Annotated in this window: 26 protein-coding genes and 1 tRNA gene; 14 read left to right on the forward strand and 13 right to left on the reverse strand. The window is 42.4% G+C overall.

The genetic code is table 11. The annotated features are described in order from the left end of the window. From larC to ABIL00_05685, 13 genes are all read right to left on the reverse strand, one after another. A partial coding sequence (larC, locus tag ABIL00_05625; GenBank protein MEO0110233.1) for a nickel pincer cofactor biosynthesis protein LarC occupies nt 1–934 on the reverse strand: 934 nt, incomplete at its 3' end. Between the two features lie 2 nt (nt 935–936). Next, nucleotides 937–1,683 (reverse strand): nickel pincer cofactor biosynthesis protein LarB, encoded by a 747-nt coding sequence (larB, locus tag ABIL00_05630; protein MEO0110234.1) that lies wholly within the window; start codon nt 1,681–1,683, stop codon nt 937–939. Beyond that, complete coding sequence (larE, locus tag ABIL00_05635; GenBank protein ID MEO0110235.1) at nt 1,668–2,477, reverse strand: ATP-dependent sacrificial sulfur transferase LarE; 810 nt, start codon at nt 2,475–2,477, stop codon at nt 1,668–1,670. Before larE ends, larB begins: the two co-directional genes overlap by 16 nt. 36 nt (nt 2,478–2,513) lie before the next feature. Continuing rightward, on the reverse strand, nt 2,514–3,581 hold the full coding sequence (locus ABIL00_05640) for an alanine--glyoxylate aminotransferase family protein (protein MEO0110236.1): 1,068 nt from the start codon (nt 3,579–3,581) through the stop codon (nt 2,514–2,516). A gap of 4 nt (nt 3,582–3,585) precedes the next feature. Continuing rightward, complete coding sequence (gene thiC, locus ABIL00_05645; GenBank protein ID MEO0110237.1) at nt 3,586–4,770, reverse strand: phosphomethylpyrimidine synthase ThiC; 1,185 nt, start codon at nt 4,768–4,770, stop codon at nt 3,586–3,588. Continuing rightward, complete coding sequence (gene ricT / locus ABIL00_05650) at nt 4,767–5,525, reverse strand: regulatory iron-sulfur-containing complex subunit RicT (GenBank protein ID MEO0110238.1); 759 nt, start codon at nt 5,523–5,525, stop codon at nt 4,767–4,769. Before ricT ends, thiC begins: the two co-directional genes overlap by 4 nt. Continuing rightward, complete coding sequence (locus ABIL00_05655; GenBank protein ID MEO0110239.1) at nt 5,522–6,757, reverse strand: GWxTD domain-containing protein; 1,236 nt, start codon at nt 6,755–6,757, stop codon at nt 5,522–5,524. The genes ricT and ABIL00_05655 overlap by 4 nt, the downstream gene beginning before the upstream one ends. Further along, complete coding sequence (locus tag ABIL00_05660; GenBank protein ID MEO0110240.1) at nt 6,754–7,788, reverse strand: GWxTD domain-containing protein; 1,035 nt, start codon at nt 7,786–7,788, stop codon at nt 6,754–6,756. The genes ABIL00_05655 and ABIL00_05660 overlap by 4 nt, the downstream gene beginning before the upstream one ends. Before the next feature lie 96 nt (nt 7,789–7,884). Then, on the reverse strand, nt 7,885–9,348 hold the full coding sequence (locus ABIL00_05665) for an FAD-dependent oxidoreductase (protein MEO0110241.1): 1,464 nt from the start codon (nt 9,346–9,348) through the stop codon (nt 7,885–7,887). Beyond that, nucleotides 9,323–10,102: a phosphoribosylformylglycinamidine synthase I gene (gene purQ, locus ABIL00_05670; protein ID MEO0110242.1), complete on the reverse strand. Its 780-nt coding sequence runs from the start codon at nt 10,100–10,102 to the stop codon at nt 9,323–9,325. The genes ABIL00_05665 and purQ overlap by 26 nt, the downstream gene beginning before the upstream one ends. Next, nucleotides 10,095–11,087: a D-cysteine desulfhydrase family protein gene (locus ABIL00_05675; protein ID MEO0110243.1), complete on the reverse strand. Its 993-nt coding sequence runs from the start codon at nt 11,085–11,087 to the stop codon at nt 10,095–10,097. The genes purQ and ABIL00_05675 overlap by 8 nt, the downstream gene beginning before the upstream one ends. Before the next feature lie 11 nt (nt 11,088–11,098). After that, nucleotides 11,099–11,182 (reverse strand) — tRNA-Leu (locus ABIL00_05680). 113 nt (nt 11,183–11,295) lie between these two features. Beyond that, on the reverse strand, nt 11,296–11,496 hold the full coding sequence (locus ABIL00_05685; GenBank protein MEO0110244.1) for a hypothetical protein: 201 nt from the start codon (nt 11,494–11,496) through the stop codon (nt 11,296–11,298). Nucleotides 11,497–11,645: 149 nt separating this feature from the next. On the opposite strand from ABIL00_05685, the gene ABIL00_05690 reads away from it, so the two are divergent. The 14 genes from ABIL00_05690 to ABIL00_05755 all read left to right on the forward strand — a co-directional run bounded on the left by ABIL00_05690 (nt 11,646) and on the right by ABIL00_05755 (nt 22,315). Next, nucleotides 11,646–12,326 (forward strand): peroxiredoxin, encoded by a 681-nt coding sequence (locus ABIL00_05690; protein ID MEO0110245.1) that lies wholly within the window; start codon nt 11,646–11,648, stop codon nt 12,324–12,326. Nucleotides 12,327–12,328: 2 nt separating this feature from the next. Continuing rightward, entirely contained in the window at nt 12,329–12,844 is a 516-nt protein-coding gene (locus ABIL00_05695) for a DUF6512 family protein (protein MEO0110246.1), read from the forward strand. 100 nt (nt 12,845–12,944) lie between these two features. Beyond that, the gene (locus ABIL00_05700) at nt 12,945–13,229 is read left to right on the forward strand and encodes a hypothetical protein (protein MEO0110247.1); all 285 of its coding nucleotides are present in this window, start codon (nt 12,945–12,947) and stop codon (nt 13,227–13,229) included. 1 nt (nt 13,230) lies between these two features. Beyond that, nucleotides 13,231–13,986, forward strand: coding sequence for a hypothetical protein (locus tag ABIL00_05705; GenBank protein MEO0110248.1), 756 nt, complete (start codon nt 13,231–13,233; stop codon nt 13,984–13,986). An 81-nt stretch (nt 13,987–14,067) separates the two neighbouring features. Then, a complete protein-coding gene (locus ABIL00_05710; GenBank protein MEO0110249.1) occupies nt 14,068–14,712 on the forward strand; it encodes a DUF3108 domain-containing protein in 645 nt (214 codons plus the stop codon). Next, a complete protein-coding gene (locus ABIL00_05715) occupies nt 14,705–15,778 on the forward strand; it encodes a sugar phosphate nucleotidyltransferase (protein MEO0110250.1) in 1,074 nt (357 codons plus the stop codon). Before ABIL00_05710 ends, ABIL00_05715 begins: the two co-directional genes overlap by 8 nt. Beyond that, nucleotides 15,775–16,404, forward strand: coding sequence for an RdgB/HAM1 family non-canonical purine NTP pyrophosphatase (rdgB, locus tag ABIL00_05720; protein MEO0110251.1), 630 nt, complete (start codon nt 15,775–15,777; stop codon nt 16,402–16,404). Before ABIL00_05715 ends, rdgB begins: the two co-directional genes overlap by 4 nt. Next, nucleotides 16,382–17,680, forward strand: coding sequence for a TrpB-like pyridoxal phosphate-dependent enzyme (locus ABIL00_05725; GenBank protein ID MEO0110252.1), 1,299 nt, complete (start codon nt 16,382–16,384; stop codon nt 17,678–17,680). The genes rdgB and ABIL00_05725 overlap by 23 nt, the downstream gene beginning before the upstream one ends. A 39-nt stretch (nt 17,681–17,719) precedes the next feature. Next, the gene (locus ABIL00_05730) at nt 17,720–19,210 is read left to right on the forward strand and encodes a tetratricopeptide repeat protein (GenBank protein ID MEO0110253.1); all 1,491 of its coding nucleotides are present in this window, start codon (nt 17,720–17,722) and stop codon (nt 19,208–19,210) included. A 4-nt stretch (nt 19,211–19,214) separates the two neighbouring features. Further along, on the forward strand, nt 19,215–19,856 hold the full coding sequence (locus tag ABIL00_05735) for a hypothetical protein (GenBank protein ID MEO0110254.1): 642 nt from the start codon (nt 19,215–19,217) through the stop codon (nt 19,854–19,856). A gap of 16 nt (nt 19,857–19,872) precedes the next feature. Next, nucleotides 19,873–20,697 (forward strand): acyl-CoA dehydratase activase-related protein, encoded by an 825-nt coding sequence (locus ABIL00_05740; protein ID MEO0110255.1) that lies wholly within the window; start codon nt 19,873–19,875, stop codon nt 20,695–20,697. Continuing rightward, a complete protein-coding gene (locus ABIL00_05745) occupies nt 20,694–21,764 on the forward strand; it encodes a 2-hydroxyacyl-CoA dehydratase (protein MEO0110256.1) in 1,071 nt (356 codons plus the stop codon). Before ABIL00_05740 ends, ABIL00_05745 begins: the two co-directional genes overlap by 4 nt. A gap of 198 nt (nt 21,765–21,962) precedes the next feature. Continuing rightward, nucleotides 21,963–22,088: a hypothetical protein gene (locus ABIL00_05750; protein MEO0110257.1), complete on the forward strand. Its 126-nt coding sequence runs from the start codon at nt 21,963–21,965 to the stop codon at nt 22,086–22,088. An 11-nt stretch (nt 22,089–22,099) separates the two neighbouring features. Beyond that, nucleotides 22,100–22,315, forward strand: a complete 216-nt coding sequence (locus ABIL00_05755; protein MEO0110258.1) for a hypothetical protein — start codon at nt 22,100–22,102, stop codon at nt 22,313–22,315. Nucleotides 22,316–22,402: the final 87 nt, after the last annotated feature.

Genomic DNA, 22,402 nt, shown 5'->3' on the forward strand with positions numbered 1-22,402 from the left:
GCTCCGCCTCATATCTTTCTACGGGATAGACCCTTACCCCTAAGGTCTTGGTTTGAGAAAAAATCTCATCAATCATCTCATCTCTCTTATCTTCTTTTGTCATAACGGAAATCTTTATCCCGGGGCGGTTCTTTTTACAATAGATTGGTGTGAAATAAATATCCAAAGCCCCTTTCTTTAATAATTTCTCCATTAGATAGCCCAAGATCTCGGGTGAGGTGTTGTCAACATTGGTCTCAATTAGAAAGATTTGCTTCGGTTTCTCTTCCAATTTGCCAACGATTGCCCTTAAAAGATTAGGCTCTTTGAGGTCAAAGGTACCGGTGCCGTAACCAATCCTTTCTATTTTCATTAAAGGTAAAGGGCAAAATTTTTTGACTAATGATTTTATAAGTAAAGCACCGGTTGGGGTGGTTATCTCAAAGTCAATATCCTTCTCGTAGACCGGGATGCCTTTTAAGATTTTTAAGGTGACCGGTGCCTTTATCTTCCCCAAAGGGACAAAAGAGGCATAAATCTCTCTTATTTCTAAGAGGTTAAGTGCCAAAAGGCAACCGACAATATCTAAGAGGGTATCGTATTCTCCCAATTCGTGGAGGTGAGTCGTCTTTGTTCTGTGTACCTTCGCTTCCGCTTTTAAAAGGAGGGAGAAAATTTCTTTTGCCTTATCTTTTATCTCTGACTTTAATTTTGCCCTTTCCAGTATCCGGAAAAAATCTTCTGGTTTTTTCACCCTCTTTTCCGCGTTTCTAATAATTAAGGATAAGGCTTTAATATGTCCCCTGGGAACCCATCTCTTCTTGACCAGAATCCCCAGTCCTAACTTCCTAATCTCTCTTTCCCATTTTTCAAAAGGAATACCCAAGGAAAGGAGAGAGGAAAGGAGCATATCCCCGGAAACACCGGAGATTAAATCAAGGTAGAGGATCCGCATTTTTATTTAGAACTGAGAATGAGGTGGGCAAGGTAAGCGGCGCCAAAGCCATTATCAATATTCACCACCCCAATCCCTGGTGAACAAGAAGCAAGCATCGCCAAAAGGGCGGAAAGCCCTTGGAAGTTTGCTCCGTAACCATAAGAGGTGGGAACGGCAATCACCGGTTTACTAACAAGACCTGAGACGACACTGGCTAATGCCCCTTCCATACCAGCAATGACGATTATTACCCTTCCCTTCCTAATCTCTTTTAAGTGGGAGAAAGTCCGATGAATACCCGCCACCCCCACATCATAGATTCTTTTTACCGGATAGCCCAGTAGTTCTAAAAAGACCGCAGCTTCTTCTGCCACTGGGATATCCGAAGTACCGGCGGTGATGATGGGAATTGGCTTTTCCTTCTTTTTCCTTTTCGGAAACTTTCCCAAGGCAAAGATTTTGGCGGAAGGAAAATATCTACCCCCAAATTTTCTTACCAAATCTTCTCCCAAATCGGAAGGGAGTCGGGTAATAAGGCAATCCTCTCCTATCTCTTTCAACTTTGCCACAATTCCCAAAATCTCTTCCTTTCTTTTCCCTTCTCCATAAATCACCTCTCCCAAATCCCGGCGCAAGGGACGATGGGTATCAATTTTGGCATAACCAAGTTCTAAGAAGGGGAGGACTTTTAATCTCTCCATCCCTTCTTTAATTGTCATCTCGCCTTTTTTAATCCGCAAGAGGATCTCTCTTAACTTCTTTTCCATTGTAAACCCATTGGTCGGTAGCCTTCTAAGTCTAAGGTGATATAACGATAGCCTAAGTGCTTCATCTTCTTAACAATCTCCTTCCTCTTTCTTATCACCTTTCCCCAATCCTTTACCAATTCAATCCTCGCCACTTCCCCTTGGGAACGCAACCGGAAAGAGGATAGTCCTAATTTTCGCAAAACCTCTTCCCCTTTTTCCACTCGGGCTAACTCCTCTTCCGTTATCTTATGAAGGAAAGGTAGTCGGGAGGCAAGGCAGGATTGGGAAGGTTTTTGGTAGTTGGGCAGAAAGAAACCTTTCGCTAAGGCGCGTATCTCCTCTTTTTCCATTCGGGCAAGAAAGAAAGGGCTTTTGATCTTCATTTCCTTTAAGGCTTTTTGGCCCGGCCGATAGTCGGAAGCATCGGAGAAGTTTGTTCCTTCAATTATTACTGCATCCCGAAAGTGGGTTTCTTTCATCACTGCTCGGAGGAGACGGTAGGCTTCCCTTTTGCAAAAATAGCATCTATTCGGATGGTTATTTTGAAAACCCTTCTCTTTTAACTCTTCGGTAAAAATAAAGAGGTGTTTCGGTCTTAATAAACTTAAAATCTTTTTTACCTCTTTCAGTTCGTAAAGGGAATAAGTTGGGGAAACAAAAGTGACCGAAAGGACATTTTCTTTGCCTAAGGTTTTAAGGGCAAGTTTCAAAAGTAGAGTAGAATCAACGCCACCGGAGAGGGCGCAAACAACCCGCTTGTATCCCTTTAAGATTTCTGTGAGTATTTTTAACTTTTCTTTTAGGGAAGGCATTCTCTTAATCCCCAAGAGTTTGCCAGTCGGTACTAGTTAGAATAGGTATCTTTTGATGACTTCGGCGGCTTTTAATAAATCCTTCTTTTTTAAGTCTCCCATATGGCCAACCCGAATCAATTTTCCCTTTAATTCCCTCTGGCCATTGGCGAAAAGCATTTTGTAGCGTTCTTTTATTTCCCGAATAATTTTTGTGCTATCCTTCCCTTCGGGCATTTTAATCACAGTTAAGGCATTAGATGGGTTGTCGGGTAAGTATTCCACGTTACCCATTGCCCGCCGGAAAGTTTCTGCCCGTTGTTTATGTTTCTCCCATAACCTCTTCACGCCTAAGGATAAGATTTTTTTTAAGGAAATCCGCAAGGCGTAAAGGGTGAGAATCGCCGGGGTGTAAGGGGTTTGGAGGTCATTGAGGAATTTATCGTAAATCCGAAAATCAAAATAATACCGCGGGCTTTTCGCCTTTGTTACGGCTTCCCAGGCTCGTTCTCCTACCGCCACGAAGGAGAGACCGGGTGGGGAAGCCAATGCCTTCTGGGAAGCACCGCAGAAGACATCAACCTGCCACTTGTCCATATAAAACTTATCCGCTCCCAAACCACAGATCCCATCAACTACTAAGAGCCGATCTTCCGCCCGGCAGATTTTACCAATCTCTTCAATTTGGGAGAGCATGCCGGTTGAGGTTTCTGTTAGAGTGGTAAAGACAAATTTTGCCTGGTCGCTTGTTCTTAATCTCCGCACAATCTCTTCCAAGGGTGGTGATTGACCATAAGGATAAGCGATTTCGTCAACATAAACCCCATAGCGCCAAAGCAATTCCTTCCACCGTGACCCAAAAACCCCATAGCTGATTACTAATGCCCGCTCGTTTTTTGAGACCAAATTCTGGACAGAAGCCTCCATCGCTCCGGTACCCGAGGCGGTGAGGATAAAGATCTTCCCTTTTGTGAAGATGAGTCTTTTCAGGTCTCGGATCACTTCGGCAAAGATCTCTGAAAAAATCCTTTCCCGATGGTAGAGTAGAGGCTCGTTTAATTCTTTCCTTACTTCTTTTTCTATTTCCACGGGACCCGGCGTGAATAAAGTGTAAGGTTTTTTCATAATCTTACCTCTTTTTCCCAAGGAGATTTTTGGTCCGCCTCAAAGCACAATACTCCCCGCACATTGTGCAGACACCAGTCTCTTTTATTTTCCGGCGGTAAAAAATCTCCTTTGCCCTTTTAGGGTCAAGACAAATTTCAACCATCTTTTCAAAATTGAGATTTGCCCGATAGGTTGAAATTTGATTGTCCCAATCCTTAGCCTTCTTTATCCCTTTGGCGATATCCGCAGCGTGCGCGGCGATCCGGGCTGCAATCACTCCTTCCCGGACCTCTTCCACAGTCGGTAATCCCAGATGTTCGGCCGGTGTCACATAACAGAGAAAGTCCGCACCACAAGCTCCGGCGATTGCCCCCCCGATAGCGGAGGTGATATGGTCATAACCACAAGCAACATCGGTCACCAAAGGACCCAAGACATAAAAAGGCGCCTCATCACAAATCACTTTCTCCAGTAGGACATTGAAGGGAATTTCTTGAATTGGGATGTGCCCCGGTCCTTCTACTAAACAGTCCACCCCTTTCTCCCAGCAGTAGGCGACCAAGTCCCCTAAAACCAAAAGTTCTAAAATCTGGGGCTCGTCAGTGGCATCGGCAATGGAACCTGGTCTTAAACCATCCCCTAAGGAAAGGCAGACGCCATAATCTTTCGCCATCGCCACAATCTCCGGGAAGTATTCGTAAAGGGGATTTTCCCGATTTTGGTAATGCATCCATTCTAATACCAGCGCCCCACCCCGCGAGACAATTCCCGTGAGCCTCTTTTTCCGATAAAGGATTTCGGCATTCTTTCTATTAATACCACAGTGGACCGTGGCAAAATCAACCCCATCTCGGAAATGTTTCTCAAAGACCGCTAAAATCTCTTTTGGGGTTAGTTCCACAAAAGACTTTCTCCTCTTTTTTGCCTCATAAAATGCCTGGTAGATTGGCACCGTACCCACCGGCACCGATGATTCCGTTAAAATCGCTCTTCTGATCTCATCAATATCCCCTCCGGTTGATAAGTCCATTACGGTATCAGTCCCAGCGGCAATCGCCACTTTCAACTTTTTCAATTCCTCCTTTAGGGAGGAGGCCTCAGGAGAAGTTCCGATGTTAGTATTCACCCGGGTGGGCAGACCTTTTCCCACCAAAACCGGTTTTATCTTTCTCCTTTTGCTTTTTAAGGAACAAACTTTTCTCTTCATAAAATTTCGGAAAGGGTCAAAGTGACTTCCTTGTCTTTTATTCGGACAAAGATGGTCTCGTGAAAGATATCCACATTTATCACTTCCCCTTCCCCCCACCTTGTTTTGACAATGGAACCTAAAGCCGGATATTTCGCTAACGCCTCTTGATAAATCTCCGCTTCGTAGGCGAGACAGCAGAGGAGGCGATTGCAGAGACCGGAGATCCTCTCTGAGGAGAGGAAGAGTTTTTGCAACCGGGCCTGTCTCATAGAAACTCGGGGCAAATTCCCTTGGAGTCGGGCACAACAAACTTCCCTACCACATCTTCCTAAACCTTTTATCTTTCCTGCAAACACCCGGGGGTTTATCTCCCTAATTCTAATCTTAATGGGAATCTCTTTTTCTAATTGTTTCTCCAATTCTTGCCAATCAAAATCTTCCCACCGAATCAGATAAAAAATGATTATCTTCTTATCCCAACGGAGGTGATGGTCCAAAATTTTAAGGGGTAGCCTTTTGGCAATTTTAATCTCCTGAAAGACCGCTAAGGCTTTCTCACCCAATTTTTTTAACTCGTTAATTTTTGACCAATCCCCTTCTCCCAGACGACGCAGAATTACTCCAATCTCTTCTTCCTCGGTGGGGGAGATGACTCTCCCTATATCTTCGCCAATTTTATCTTTTACTAAAACCAATTCTCCCGGCTCCAAATCTCCTAAGGTGGAGAGAAACGAGAAGGAAGAGTAAGGAGAAGTTGCCACCAAGTAGTTCATCTTAACTCTTCGTATTCCTCCGGGTCAACAAAACGTTCCCATCCCGGATAGTTTCTCTCCTCTTTCACATTTGACCACAGAAGAACCGGTTCGCCTACATCTCTAATATACATAAAGAGGAAGTGGTAGTTAAGGTTGCGATAGTACCAATGTTCGTGGGGGCGGACATTTTCCTTAAAGAGATGGCTTTCAATCTCATCCGGAATACCATATTTTAAAACAATCCTCGCCCTCTCCCCCTTTCTTCCCTTCTTACCAAATTTTTCGTTGATATAAGAAATCCTCCTCTTCATCTCCTCATAATCAACTTTTTGGAAATAGAATTGGAGGTAGGCCTCTTTATCTTGAGGGGAAAGTTTTTGGAAATTTTTCTTCTCCTCATCCCGAGCCACTAAGAGAAAGATCTCTTCTTTCTCTCTTAGAGAGAAGGGGAGACTTTCTTCAATTTCTTCTTGCACCGTAAACTCCTTTTCTCGCTCCGCCTTACCACCCGTCTTTCGGTCGGTGACGGAAACTTTTAAGGTGTAGTTACCCTCTTTCAGTCCCCGAATGGAAAAAGAAAGAGGGAGGACAAAGTTCCGGGCGTGGGCGGTATCAATCTTCCCTCCGATACGCCATTCACCACCATTCCCTTTTATTCGGTAATTGACCTCGTAGGGTTCATTTTTGGTTAGATTATAAACCTCCAAATAGGCATAGGCTAAATTTTGTTCCCTTGACCGTTTAAATACCCGGGCGGGATTGGGGGTAAACCAGAAACCATTCCGATAAAAACGGCCAATTAAACTATCTCCACCCAAATAATTAGCAAAAAGGATAGAAGAGAGGGAGGGAGATTTTTGGAAATCAAAGGAGAGGACGGTATCAAAAAGGCGGAACTTTTTTTCTCTCTCCCCTAAAAAGACGACCAGTTCAAGAGGATAAATCCCCTTTTTCTGAAAGAAACCAAAACCATCAACTACTGAGAGGTAAGAGAAATTCTCTATTCCCTTCGGAACGGAAAGGGTACGGGAGAGGGAGTCTCGTAAGAGACCGTCAAGATAAAGATAGAGAGTAAGGTAAGAAAAGGAAGTATCGTCTTTCGTCTTAAAAGGTAAAGAAGTATAGGGAAGAGAGTAATAGCATTCAACAAAGTTTAGGCTATCGCTAACCCAAAAGACCGAATAATCAAACGCTATTTCTTGTGCCCATGTGAGAATAAATGGTAAAAGAAAAGCCGTTAATCCTCTCATCTTACCAAGACATACTCCCCGATCCCTTTTTGGTCAACAAAGATGAAATTCAATCCCAAATTGTAGTAATACCAAATAATATAGGGTTTCTTATTTGTTTCATAAGGATATTCCTCAATCGCGTCTGGTTGACCGTATTTTAAGTAAATCTTTGCCCGGTCTGAAGCAAGTCCTTTATCACCAAAAGAGAAGTTCTTTATACAGTATTCAACCCGAGAGAAGTAATCCTCTTCCTTTATCTCCTTTTTTCCCCAAAATTCCTCCCAGGTAGCAGAACGCCTTTCGGTCGGGGTGACCTTCAGTTCCTTTATCTCTTCTTCTGTGGCAATGGGAAAGAGAAGGGAGATCCTCCGTTGCCATTCTTTATCGGAAAGGAAGGGTGAGACTGTAATGTGAATTGACATCTCCTTTTCCCAAATTACCTCTTCCTTACCTCGGGCATAAATTTTTATCTTATAAATCCCGGAGGTGTCGCTCAGAATGGCAGGGAAGTTCCTCAGGGGTTCAAAGAATCCTTCACCTCCTGGAATCACTCTTTTGAAAACCTCCTTTTTCCCTCTTTTGAGAGAGACTTCATAAGAGATGACTTTAGGGTCCGGTGGAAAATAGAGGGAAAAGGTATCATCCCAGGACAGTTTTTTGGAAAAGATAACGTCTTTTCCTTTGCGCAAAAAAATCTCCCTTTTCTCTTTTAAGGGGAAGGAAACCTCCGCGGCGCGCTGGGAATTTCGGCACTGAAAGAGGAGAAGAATTGACTTACTATTTGGCGGAGGAGAAAAGACCAATTTCCCCTCCTCTCGATTTTCTTTTTCACTTTCCTCATCGGTCTTTCTCTTCACCTCTTTTACCACTTTATCCAAAAGGATAAAATCTCTCTTTGGGCTAAGGGCGAAGATGTTTATTTCGTAGCGGGCGATGAAATTATTTCCTTCCCTAATGAAGATGAGAGAAGAGCAGGGAATTTCGTAAAATATCTCCAAATGAGGATTTCCGTTAGACAAATAGTAAGAGTAATCAATACCTACCGGCAAATCTCCCTTAATTGGGAGAGAAGAGAGAATAAAGAATAAAAGATTGAACATTCTAAGATAAATCTAATTAAAAATTGGAAAAAATCAATAGAAAACTTAGAGGACAGTTAAGGATTTTAGCCCTTTCTCTATCTTTTTTAAGAAAGGTGATTGACGGATTTCGGATAGGATTTTCTTTGCCGATTTTTTGATAGCACTACTTTCTTTATTTTCCCCGAATAGATACTCATAAGCCGAAGAACCGGCAATTCTTCCCTCTAAAATCGCGGTTGATGCCTCTTCAATGCCACTGGCATCGCCTGCGACAAAAACCCCGGGGATTGAAGTCTTTAGGTCCTCATCGTGGTAAGGAAGGTAGCCACCCAATTCCGGAATGTAGGAGATTTTACAACCGAGTGCAGAGAAGAGGTCGGATAGAGGGGCAAGACCAACCGAGAGGCAGATAAGGTCACAATCAAATCTCTTTTCTGTGCCCTTTATCTCTTGAAAATTTTTATCAACTTGAACGACCACTACTCCCTGAACAAAATCTTTACCTATCGCTCTTTTTACCGTGTGGGAGAGGAGGATGGGGATGCCCATGCGGCGAATTTTTGCCGCATGGCAATGATAGCCACCAATTTCGGGCATAATCTCAACAATTGCTAAGACCTCAATTCCCGCTTGGAGCATCTGATAAGTGACGATTAGACCGATATTACCCGAACCAACCATCAGAGCCTTTTTCCCGGGTCTTATTCCGTAGAGATTCATTAAGGTTTGCACTGCACCCGCGCCGTAGATTCCCGGCAGGTCGTTATTCTCAAAGAGGAGAAAGTTCTCGCAAGCCCCCAGAGCACCGATTAATGCTTTAGTTTTGATCTTAATTAACTTCTCATCCGTTACGACCGCACACTCAAACTCCTTATCATTTCGGTAAGCCCCAATCAAGGAGGAAGAAAGAAAAAATTTTGCGCAACTTAACTTCTCAATCTCTTCTTTTAAAATCCGAGCAATCTCAAACCCTCTTATTCCGCAGAAAAGTTCCGAAGACCCGAAAAATTTATGGGTCTGTTTTAAGAGTTGACCACCAGGTTTAGGATTATCATCAACAATTATATGCCTCACTCCCAAATTCCCCAAGGTCAAAGAGGCAGATAAGCCTGCCGGGCCAGCTCCAATAATCACCAAATCGGTTTCGTAAACAGCAGGAAGAAAATCCTTCCCCTCTGCCCCTTCCTTCTCCTTTCTTAATCTCTCCTCTTCTTGGGTAGCAGTCTCTTGGTCGGAAGGTCGTTCAATCCGCATCCCCTCTTTCAATCTTTCCATACAAACCATCACATTCGGCTTTCCATCAACCGTCATTAAGCAGGAGGAACATTTACCAACGGCACAGAAGAAACCCCGTGGCCTTCCTTTCTTCCACCGGAAGACCTTTATCCCATTAGCGATTAAAGCGCAGGCGATTGGTTCTCCTTCAAAACCCTCCAGTTCCTTTCCTTCAAAATAGAACCTTACCCTCTTCCCCTCAGGAAAGGAGAGGATGGGGTGATTTTTAATCCGATAAAATTTTTCTTGCATATTCTACCGCATTCCGAAAGATAAAAAAACCATAGGGTAAAAAGTTTCCTCTCTGCCAAGGGAACTGCTCTTTTATCAAAAATCGTTCCGGATGGGGCATCAAGCCAAAAATTCTCCCTTTTGGGTCGCAGATTCCTGCCACATTACCGATAGAACCGTTGGGATTATAGGGATAACCAACCTCTTCCCCTTTTTCGTTCGCATAGGTGAAGACAATCTGCTTATTTATTTTTAATCGCTCCAAAACCTTTTTTGATTTGGGCAAAAACTTTCCTTCGGCATGGGCAATAGGGAGGGTGATGAGGGGAGGGAGATCTTTGGTAAAAAGACAAGGCGAATCATTATTTTTCAAATAGACCCACCGGCATTCAAAAAGGAGAGAGTCATTCCAATCCAAGGTCACAGTTGGCTTCTCAAAATAGGAACGAAAAGCAGGGAGTAACCCTGCCTTCACCAAGACCTGAAACCCGTTGCAAATTCCTAAGATAATTCCTCCTCTTTCTAAGAAGGATAGGAGGGCATCTTTTAATCTCATTAGGAGTTCGTTAGCCAAAATCTTTCCCGCGGCGATATAATCACCATAGGTGAAGCCACCGGGGATACAGAGGATGGAGTAAGGGTCTAAAATTTTCTTCTTCGTCTTTAGATAATTTATAGGGAGGCGATCGGTTTTGGCGCCGGCCTTCTCAAAGGCGAAAAGGGTCTCTTCATCGCAATTCGTTCCCGGAGCAAAGAGGAGCGCAGCTCTAACCATTTTTTATCTTAAACAATTTTTTCCCATTGTCAATAAATCGCCATTTTAAGATTTCTTCCTTAAAACCGAACAGAGAGAAAATCCCACCGGTGTGAAGAAAGAGGGGATTGCGAAAACCAAGATTCTCTTTCTCTTTTATCATACCGTAGAATGCCTTACCGGTATAGACCGGATCTAAAAGGATTCCCTTTTTTGCCAACATCCAAATCATTTCAACCTCTTCTTTATAAGGAAGAGCATAACCAGAACCGATGTAACTCTCAATGAGGTTTACATCTTCTTCCTTCACACCTAACTTTCTTCCCAGTATCTCTTCTGCCTCCTTAACTATCTCATTTATCTTCTTCAAGAAATAACCCTTTGTTTCATCAACTAAGATGCCGTAGATTGGTATTTTGAGGTCATAAGAATATTTACCAAGGAGAAGTCCGGCATAAGTACCACCAGAACCAACGGCACAAAAGAGGGCATCAATTCCATGATTTTTTATATAATCAACCATCTCGCCAAAAGCCTGAAGATATCCCAAACAGCCGATACCATTTGAACCACCAGTGGGGATGAAGTAAGCGGAAATCCCCCGCTTTCTATATTTCGCAATTAACTCTTGGGCAAATTCCTCTTTTCTTTCGTATTCTTTTTCGTTTAAGAAGTAAATCTCATCGGTGAAGAGGTAATCTAAAAAAGCGTTACCTTCGGGAATTTTCGGCTCCTCCCCTTTGAGAATTGCTACCCCTTTTAGGCCCAAAAGGGAACAGGTATAAAGGGTGGTGCGGACATGATTTGATTGGTAATTACCACAGGTGATAATTACCTTTGCTTTCTCCTTTAAGGCAAAAGCAAGTAAAAATTCCAATTTCCTTATCTTATTCCCTGAGGTCACTAATCCCGTGAGGTCATCCCTCTTGATATGGATATCGTATCCCAAAAGATTAATCTTTTGAATTGGTGTTGGTTTAGAAGCCAAATTTAAAGGGGTGATCATTAAAAAAGAGATGCCGAGGAGGGGATTTGAACCCCTACGGCGTTTCCGCCACTAAGTCCTGAGCCTAGCGCGTCTGCCAATTCCGCCACCTCGGCTCTTTTTAAGATAGCGAGAAATAAAAATATGTCAATCATTCATAAAATGTAAGCCTAACCGTTTAGATGATTACTTAAAGGTTTAGGACATTTCTCTATTCCCTTTAAACTTTTTAATTTCTCTTTAGAATTGGCAAAAGGCGATTGGGAAAGGAGGGGGGATGAGGAACTGGGATAAGAGAAAGGGTAGGAGAAAGGAGGAGAGGAATAGGAAAAGAAAGGAGAGAAGAAGTTAGGGGAGGGATTAGAGAAGAGATTAGGGGGGAAAATTGGAGATTTAAAGCAATTTTCCCCCTAATAAAAGGGTATCTCATCAGATAATCTTTTCTTTCCCATTTACGGTTATGAGTGATGGTCCGGAAAGGTAATTTGGCATTGTAATTATAAGATATCTTTAATAAAGATCCCTTGCTTGCTTTTCTGATTTTTGTTACTATAATTATTAATTAGAATAGGAGGAGTTATGAAAGAGATGACAAAGGAATTAGGGAAGGTTGGTATGCCCCTTTTAGGGGATGATTTTCCGGAAATGAAGGTCCAGACGACCCATGGGGAAATGGAGTTACCTAAGGCTTTTTCTGGAAAGTGGTTTGTCTTATTCAGTCATCCAGCGGATTTTACCCCGGTCTGCACAACGGAGTTTTTTGCCTTTCAGAAAAGGTATGATAAGTTTCGGGCATTAAATTGCGAACTGATTGGTCTCAGTGTGGACCAGGTTTTTTCCCACATAAAATGGGAGGAGTGGATAAAGGATAAGTTGGGTATTGAGATTCAATTTCCAATAATTGCCGATACCGGAGCGGTAGCCGAAAGATTGGGGCTAATCCATCCCGGTAAAGGGACAAACACAGTGCGGGCGGTTTTTGTCGTTGATGAGAAAGGGAAGATAAGAACAATTCTTTATTATCCCCAAGAACTTGGTCGGAATATGGATGAGATAGTGAGAATTGTGGAGGCGCTGCAAATCTCCGATAAAAATGGGGTGGCGATGCCGGCTAACTGGCCCAATAACGAATTGGTAAAAGACCATGTGATTGTGCCTCCGGCGCGGGATGTGAAGTCGGCAAAAGAAAGAATAGAAAGGGCAAAAAGTGGGGAATTTGACTGTTTTGATTGGTGGTTCTGCCATAAGAGATTAAAATAGATTTGCAAGCATATATTAAATCTTTACTTTATCTCGGCATCTTTGGACTTTTACATTTTGGCTATGATCTAACCCATTGGAATTTTCTCATACCATTTTCCGGAATCAACGAATCGGTCTTTCAGCACTTAAAGATGGCATTTTGGGCTTATCTTTTCAGTAGCGGGATTGAATATCTTTTAGTAAAAAGAAAATTGAATAATTTAGGCTCATTTTGGTATCCCCGATTGTTAGCAACGATTATGGTTCCCTGGTTTATCTTACTTATCTGGTATTTAGTTCCGGCTCTTTTTGGAAAGGTTGAATCTTTAACGATAGAGTTGGGCTGGAGTATTCTTGCCGCCTATCTTTCCGGAATAGCGGGTGTAATGATGGAAAAGAGTGTGGAAAAAGGAACGATTACTGCTGGTTTTAAGATTACCATTCTCATTCTATTTTTTATCTCCGCTTTCTTCTATATCTCTTTTACCTACCAACTACCCTGGATTGATTTATTTCAGAATCCCGAACTCCTTTGAGGAGATGTTTTATCGGAATGCTTGACAAACTTCTAAAAATTGGTATCATTATTGGTATGGAAGAGATTTTGGATGCTAGTTATTTTTTTAAGGAGGATTTATGCGTTACCTAATCGCTTTAACCTTATTATTAGTGCCTCTCCTTCTCTTAAACTGCCAACAACCCCAGGAGTTGGTAAAGAAGGTTGAGGCACAGGCGGAAGAGATAAAAGCCTTAAAAGAGCAGGTCTCAACCCTTTCTTCGGACCTTGCCGCTTTGAAGACCGCTTTTGAAGAACATATGACCAAATACCATCCGACCAAGACAACAACCACTAAAAAGGAGACACCTTCTCAACCGAAGCCACCAGAAAAGCCGGTGAAGAAAAAGGAAGTTGGAGGTTAATATGAAAAGGTTTCTTCCCTATTTAGTTATTTTCTTAGGTATTATTCTTATTGGTGGCTCCTGTCCGCCACCATCTTTAGAGAAGCCGAGTGTCCAATACTCTGTCTTACAAAACGGTGATGGGCTTCGTTTTTCCTGGACGGCGGTTGACGGCGCTAAGGGCTACTATGTCTATGTTGACGGCACAAAGAACTCTACTACCCAATTGACTTACGATGTTACCACCCCAGCAAAGGAGATAAAGATTACCGCCTATGCCGATGGGACGGAAAGTGACCCTTACATCTTAAATACCACGGCAGTTGTCACTTCCACAATTACGGTCTACGGTCGGGGTGACCCAGACCCAAATCATCCATCCGGGTTCGGTTTCGCCAGTGATGGCACAGCGGTGACCTACGCCTTAGGTAATTCCTCAAACTGGCCCAATATTGATTTCTATTTAGACGATGTTGGGCAACCGATGACGATTTGCTCACCCGATGTTCGGGGGTATAATAATGAAGAGAATTCCACCCGGGAGGAGACGACAACCGATTTTGATGCCTTAAAAATTGCCGGAACGACAGAGTATTATACGCAAAAGCAATTAACTTCTGGTGCTCTCTATTCCCTCTGGATTGACCCGAACGCCAACGGTTGGGATACAAACGACAATTTCGCCAAGATGAAGGTTGTCTCAATGAGTGGCCATGAGGTAGTTTTGAAGGTTGCCTATCAGAAAATCGGCGGCTTGCGCTGGGTGGTTACCCAATAAATATCTAAAAAGAAGAAAAGCCCCGGTTTTTACCGGGGCTTTTTTATTGACAGACAAGGATTTCTTCTTTATTATTCCTTAGTGCTTTGTCTTTTTCTTTTTATTAGTTTTCCTTTTACGGCAGAAGTCCTTAATTATGATGTCTATTTGGGAATCTGGCGGGTAGGGGAGTTAAGACTTTCCTTAAAGGAAGGATTTTTCACCGGGGAGACGGTCTATTTTCTCTCTTCGGTTCTGAAAAGTAACTTTCCCTTTCGGATAGACGATTCCTTATTTACTGTTAGCCGGCGCAACGATTTCACTACTCTCTATTCTTATAAAAAGGTAGAGGAAGGGAATTACCAAAAAGAATTAACCTATCAATTTAACGGAGACCGAATTGAGTATTCGGATGGAACAATTTTTCCCGCTCGGGAATCTCCAAAGGATTTGCTCACCCTTTGGTATTTTTTCCGCTCTTCCTGCTCCGATACCAACCGGGAGACCTTTGCCCATTTTGACAAGAAGGATTATCGGGTGAAGATAAATCCGAAGGAATGTCGGTACATTTCTAATAAATTTGGTAGTTTTTTAGTCCGCCGTCTTCAACCGGAGACTTTTCCCAAAAGTATCCTTGGTGATATCTATATCTCAGAAGATTCTCTTCGTCTACCTTTGGTGATTAAGACAAGGTTATTATTGGGAATGGTTAAGGCGATCCTTAAAAAAAGGAGTGAGAATGGATAAGAGAGATATTTATCCAGTAGTAATTGCCGGAGGAAAAGGGGAGAGGTTCTGGCCCAAAAGCCGCAAGATAAGACCCAAACAATTTTTACGGATATTTGGTCAGACCTCCCTGCTCCAGGATACCCAGCGCCGGATTATTCATTTAGCCCCCCCATCCCACCATCGCTATGTCATTCCGGAAATCTATGTCCATCTCTTGTTTAAGGAGATTAAAGTTCATCGCCGGCAAGTGCTAATAGAACCAGAAGGGAAGAATACTTTTCCGGCAATTTGTCTCGCCGCAGTTCACTTACCTTCGGATGGGATAATGGTTGTCTTGCCATCGGACCATCTCATCCGACCGAATACCAATTTTTATCGGGCAGTTAAATTTGCCTCGGAACTGGCAGAGAAAGGTTATTTTCTTCTCTTTGGTATTGAGCCAACGAGAATTGAAACGGGTTACGGCTATATTGAAATTGGGGAAAAAGTCGCCGAAAAAGAAGAGTTAATTGCCTTTTCGGGAAGTTCTTTTATTGAAAAGCCAAATTACGATAAGGCGAAAGAATATGTGGAAAGTAAGAGTTTCCTCTGGAACTCGGGGATATTTTGCTGGCAGGTTTCTCTCTTCTTAAAAGAAGTGGCTTTACACTTTCCGGAGTTCTATCAGAGTCTTTTAGAATATCAGAAATTTATTGGCACAAAACACGAGCGGGTGGAATTAAAAAAATTATACGAAAAGGCACCGAACATCTCCGTTGATTACGCAATAATGGAAAAGGTGAGGAATTTTTTGGTAATCAGAGCCAATTTTCAGTGGGACGATGTTGGGAATTGGTTAGCGTTGGAGAGGCATTTTCCTAAAGACACGGATCGCAACATTCGGATTGGGAATACGATTTTGTTAGAGAGCAAAGATTCAATTCTTTACACAGAAGATTCCCCAATTTTTGCTTTTGGTATCTCTAATCTTTTGGTAGTAAAGACCAAAGACCTCGTCTTCCTCTGCCCCAAGGAGAAGGCTCTCGAGATTAAAAGATTTCTTTCCTTTTTATTTTCTCATCCTAAGGGAAAGAGGTTTCTGTGAAGATATTCCTTGCCACCAATAATCGTCAGAAAGGAGAGGAGATAATTTCCATCTTCGGGAAGGAAGGGGATTGGGAATTCCTTTTCCCCGAAGATCTCGGCCTCAGATTTTCCGTGGTGGAGGATGGTTCTTCCTTCGCCGAGAACGCCTATAAAAAGGCGATGACCGGTTTTCTTTTAACCGGTCTACCGACGATGGGAGAGGATTCGGGGTTACTCATTGACTATCTGAAAGGTTTGCCGGGGATAAAATCACATCGTTTCGCCGGAAAAGAGACTCCTTTCCAAGAGAAGATTGAAGGAATTCTTAAACTTTTGAAGGGAATACCGAGGGAGGAAAGGCGAGCCATTTTTAAGTGTACCATCTGTTTTGTTTTTTCCTTTAAGAAGATTCTCTTCTTTGAAGGTTTATGTGAAGGTTCTATTGCTTTTTTGCCGAAGGGTAAGTTTGGCTTTGGCTATGACCCGATTTTTATTCCCAAAGGTTTTAAGAAGACATTCGGCGAGTTAGGACCGAAGATAAAAAATAGGGTGAGCCATCGGGCAAAGGCAATAAAAAAGTTGAAAAAGTATTTAAGCAATTTGATAGTTTTGGGGAGGAAAAATGAAAGAAATAAGACAAGTTAATCTAACCTTAGAGGAAATGCCCAAACAGTGGTATAATATCATTCCCGATCTACCAGAGCCTCTTCCTCCGCCCAAAGATCCGGAGAAAGGTCCTTCCCGCTTGAAAAATCTTCCAAATCTCCTATTGGCGGAATGTTTGAAACAAGAGATGAGTCAAGAGAGGTGGATTGACATTCCTGAAGAATTACTCCTTCTCTATTCCCAAGCGGGTCGTCCTCGTCCTTTATTCCGAGCCCTCAATTTAGAGAAGAGATTAGGGACACCGGCACAACTCTATTATAAAGGAGAGTTTTTCTCTCCCACCGGAAGTCATAAGGTAAATACCGCATTAGCCCAATGCTATTATGCCAAGAAGGAGGGTTACAACCGGGTAACAACTGAGACCGGGGCTGGTCAGTGGGGCACAGCTTTGGCTTATGGGGCGGCGCTTCTGGGTTTGAAATGCACAATTTATTGGGTGAGGGCGGTTTATAATTGGAAGCGCGATCGGAGAACTTTTATGCGCCTTTTAGGAGCCGAGGTTTACGCTTCCCCTTCCCCCAGAACAGAGGTCGGTAAAAGGTTATATAAGAAAAATCCGAAACATCCGGGTTCTTTGGGGATTGCCATCTCCGAGGGGTTGGAGGATGCCCAAAAGGACCCTAATGCTATCTATTGCCTCGGTTCAGTTCTCAATCATGTCCTTCTCCATCAGACGATAATTGGGTTGGAGACCAAAAAACAGTTTGAAAAGATCGGTGTGGAGCCGGATATAATGATTGGTTGTCTGGGTGGGGGTTCCAATTTTGGTGGTTTTGTTTTACCATTCGTTGGTGAGAGGTTGAAGAAAGGGAAAAAGATAAGATTTATTGCCGCTCAGAGCGAAGTCGCTCCTAATCTCCAAGGGGAATACCGGTATGACTTTGCCGATTATGCAGAAATTACCCCGCTCTTAAAGATGTATACTTTAGGTCATAAGATTAAGATGGCACCGATTAGGGGAGATGGTCTGCGCTATCATGGCTGTTCCCCAATCATTAGCCTCCTCCGCCACCTTAAGATAATAGAAACGGTTGCTTACCCCAAAGATGAGAAATATGTTTTTGAGCGGGCGAAGGTTTTTATTGAATGCGAAGGTTACCTGCCGGCTCCCGAATCTTCCTATGCCATAGCTTGTGCGATTGATGAAGCTCTGAAGGCGAAAGAAGCGGGTGAGAAGAAGGTGATTGCTTTTAATGTCTCCGGGCACGGTTTTTTAGATATCCCGGGTTATCGGGAAGTTTTGGGTTTAAGATAAATCCATTTGACTTTTCCCAAATATAGAATAGAATAAAAGGTGCAGGAAGGAAGAATTGATTGGTTCTTAGAATTTAACCGGCAGTGGGCGGAAGCACTCCTTCTTCACGAAGAGAAACAATTTATTCTCCTTTCGGAAAGAGAGCGCAAACTTCTCCAAAACCGGGCAAAGGGAATTCTGCCAACCGAAGAGGAGGAATTGTTTAAGGAGATATTATCAATTCCCGATTTTTCTCCGGGCGAAATCTTGCGCCATCCCGGTTTAACCTTTAAAGAGAAGATTAATCTTCTGAAAAGATTCGGTCCTCATGTCCCTTTCGCCTTTCTCCTTTCTGTTTTGGCAGCGGATGAGGAGGAAGAAATTATTGAATTGGGGAAATTTTTTTGCTGCTGCCGGAGATTGTTGGGAGAGGAAAAAGAACCCGTTCTCCAAGCCGCTCCCAAGGGAAAGATTTCTGAAGAATTTGAACGTCGTTTCCGTTTCCTCTCTTCTTTACATGAGAAATTTCTCCGCTATCGGCCGAAGATAAGAGAAACTTCCCTTGCCTTAAAGGAGAGTCTTGAGATTTACTCTTCGGCAGCAAAGAAGAGGGAGTTAAATAACTTCTTTCTTTCCCTGATTGAGGGTTATATCCTTTTAAGTTTTGGTTTTGATTGCCATTTTCAAGTGAGTGAGGCGGGGATGAATATTGTGATCGTAATTGACCAGAAACCAATTTATTGGGAGACCTCCTCCCCAGCACCTCTCTCCTTCACCCCAATTCCGAGGGGAAGGACTATTGATTTCCACCGCTTCCTTCTTTATTTCGTCTATCACCATAAGGAAAAGAGTCTAAGAAAGAAGTTAAAGAATCTCCTCTTTCTCTATGAGAATTTAGAAAAGAAAGAGATTGGGGATGGTCTTTTTGCTCAGGAGTTGGCAAGTTTATTTTTTTTGGAAAAAGACTACCTCAAGGCTGAGGATTTTGCCCAGGAGGCGATGTGCTTTTTGGAAGAAGGCGATAGCCAGAGAGCAGTCACTTATTCGCTTTTGGGAACCATCTATACCTATCGGGAAGATTTCAAAAGGGCTTTGAGTGCCTATCAAGCCGCTCTGATGATAAAACCGGACGATCCGGAAATCCACGCCAATTTGGGTGCGGTTTATATGAAGATGGGAGAGAAAGAAAAGGCGCGTTTAGCATTTAACTCCGCCCTTGCCCTTTCTCCCAAAACCTTCTCCGCCCTTTACAATCTTGGTCTTCTCTGCTTAGCCGAGGGGGATTATAAAAATTCTATTAACTATTTGGAAAAGGCAACAAAGATTAATGGCCATAACCCTTCCCTTTTTTATACACTGGCCTGCGTTTACTACGAGAAGGGTGATCTCCAGAAGGCGGAAACAAATTTCAGGAAGGTTATAGATCTTGATGCCAACAATGCCTATGCTTGGTATAATTTAGGCATCGTCTACCGGGACCGGGGGGAGAAGGATAAGGCGGTTAGGGCGTTAGAGAGGGCGATAACTCTCAATCCGAATCTTTTGAAGTGAAATTATGTCATTGAGGCTTGTGACCGAAAAATTTCTGTTTATCTCCGAAGATCTCCTCTTTCCCAAAATCGGCACCGGACTCCTTTTAGCCACTTTACCGAAGTTTATCCCCTTGGATAGTGTAGCTCAGGTATTTGTCTCTTATGGGCTTAACGAACTCTACGCGGACAAAAAGGCAAAAAAATATTGGGAGAAGGAAGAGTTTGTTGGACCTTTCTGCACCAATTTAATTGTCAACAAGATGTCTTTAGTGGAGAACTTTCGGACGGTTTTTGGCAAGGAAGACATTTGCTTTTTGGTTGACCAGGATAAGAAAAAAGGCTTTTTTATTGCGGAAAAAGAGAATATCGTGATCGCGACCAATTATCATCGGGACGCTATGCCCAAACTATTAAAAAATTTAGGCATTATCCTTTGGGGTTCCACAATCAAAATTAATCCCTTAGGCTGGCAGAATCTTTATGATTTAATCACTTCCAATTTCTTAAAAGAATTTCCCCAAGTGAAGAGGATTGAGATAATCTCTACTGCACCGGGGATAAGATTCAAGCCACCGGCCCTGCAATTGGAGGTGGCTTTAATCAATTTTTCTTCCTTAGAAAAGATTAAAGAAGTTTTAACCGAATCCCTGAAAAAGAGGGTTTAACTTATTAGATTTTATTATGAGGTTGGGTATTCCCCGAGCGCTCCAGTATTATTACCATTATCCAATTTATGAGAAGTATTTAAGAGGAAAAGGTTTTACTCTAATCCTCTCTCCGGAGACAAACAAAGAGATAAAAGAGAAAGGATTAAAATTGGCACCACCAGAAATATGTTTACCGGTGAAGGTATATATCGGCCACTGCGCCGAATTGAAAGATAAAGTAGATGCCCTTTTTGTCCCCCGAGTGGTACGAAGATTGATAAACGGCAAGCCCTATTACGGTTGTCCGAAGACGCTTGGCTTGCCCGATTTAATCCGGGCAACATTCCCTGAGATAAAGGTTTTTGAATTGGTGATTGATGAAAAAGAGAAAGAGAAGCAAATTTTGGGGGAGATTAAAATACCGGGACTAAACTTAAAAAAGAGACCGGAGTCTCTTTGGGTGATGCTTATCGCCCATCCCTATCTGCTATTTGATTCTGGTTTAAATTTTGATTTAATAAAAAAGATCGAAGAAAACGGGGTCTCAGTTTTAACCCCATTTTCTTTGGAATTAGAAAGAACTAATTTTTTAGAAACCTCAGATATCGCCTGGTTTTACGAACAACACCTTTTAAGAGCGGCTTGGGCGGCAAAAGAGAGGAAAAGTTCTGGCGTAATCCTCTTTTCCAGTTTTGGTTGCGGTACTTCCGCGGTCACTAATGAGATAATCATCCGGAAGATTATCCGCTCCGCGGAGATTCCAGTTCTCAATCTTATGGTAGACGAGCATACCCAAGAGACCGGAATTGAGACAAGGATCGAATCCTTTTTGGAGATAATCAAGAGAAAGAAAAGATGAAGGTTACCTTCCCTTATATGGGTAATATCTATATTCCGCTGCGGCAAATCTTTTTTGACTTGGGGATTGAGCCGATTATCCCTCCTCCTTATAATCGGGAGACCTTGGCGCTTGGTGCCCAATATGCCCCAGAGCAGATGTGTATTCCATTTAAGTTAACTCTCGGTAACTTAATTAGGGGTTTGGAGATGGGAGCAGATACGATAGTTCATACCACGGGCTGGTGGTCCTGCCGTTTTGGCTATTATCCCCATCTGGCTAATCTTATCCTTAAAGACTTAGGATTTAACTTCCGGCATCTTATCCTGCGGCGGGATAAAATCTTAGAGATCTTATCAATCTTAAAAGGCCTCCATAAAAATTATACCGCAGTGGCAAAGAGATTTTCTAAGGCGATTTTCCGAGGTTATTATAAGGGTCGGATATTGGAGAAATTGGAGAGGCTTTCTTTCCGAATTAGACCGAAGGAAGGGAAAAAGGGGGAGGTATCCCGAGTTCTAAATTATTATCTTAAACTTTTGGACCAAAAAAAGAGAATTAAAGAGATGCGCCAGGTAGGGAAAGAGGGAGAAAGAAAAATCCTTTCTTTACCCCAAAAGGAGGGTAAAGTATTGCGGGTGAAGATTGTGGGTGAGTCTTTCTGTTTGATTGAGCCGTTTGTCAATTTTAATTTATTGGAAAGATTAGGTGAGATGGGATTTTGGGTTGATCCGTTCTTGACCGCTTACCGCTGGCTCGGTTTCCATTCAATAAGAATTGGGAAGGGGGAAGAAAAAAGAGTCTGGGGAATGGCTGATACCTTTTGGCGCTGTAATGTGGGTGGTGAGGATAAGAATACGGTGGGCTATACTTTGAAGGCGATAAGGGATGGCTATGATGGCATCATCCACCTTCATCCATTTTCTTGTATGCCGCATACTACTGTTAGCCCAGTCTTAGACCGGATTGGACAAATTTACCAAATTCCAATTCTCCAAATTTCTTTAGACGAATTTACCCAAGAGGAAAGTTTTTATAATCGGGTGGAGGCATTCGTTGAGTTGATAAAAAGGAAAAGTCAACTATAACTGAGACACCCATTGTCACAAATATAAGTTATTGATTATCATAAAGATATTCTTTGCCAATTAGTATCTCTGTGACATATTCTGTCTCAAAATAGAAGATAATAAAAATAAGATATTGATTTTCAAATACTTAAATTTCATTTCCTTTGGCATATAGATTGCTATTAATTGTATGTATGAAAGAGTTGGAGGTGTAAAATGAAAGACTTCCTCGGAATTTTTTTAGACGCCATATTAGATGACTTCTTTTGGATTGTCGTAAGCGGGCTTGGCTTTGTCGCCTTCCTCCTTTTTGTTTTTCATTTCCTTACTAATTCCGGTTAAGGAGAAGGTTTATGGGTAGGTGGAGTGAATTCCTCTTTAATCATTTTCGGATAGAGAAACTGATAGAGAATGAGTTTTTCTTTTCTTTTTTCCTTTTTCTTTTCAGTCTTTTAATTCGGGAAGTGGCGTTTTGCCGGAAGGGGAATAATCTTGCGGGATTTTTTTCTATTCTTTTATGCCGACTGAATAAGAAGAGAAAGATTTTGGAATGGTTAGAAAAAGATTGACAAAGGTTGTTTTTGGTGTATAATTATTGTCTATGGGGGACTGGGTTAGGTTAAGCCCAGGTCCAGATTAGTACTTTCCTTTGCCTT

It is taken from the genome of candidate division WOR-3 bacterium, assembly GCA_039801905.1.
Lineage (GTDB): Bacteria > Hydrothermota > Tepidihabitantia > Tepidihabitantales > JBDRVQ01 > JBDRVQ01.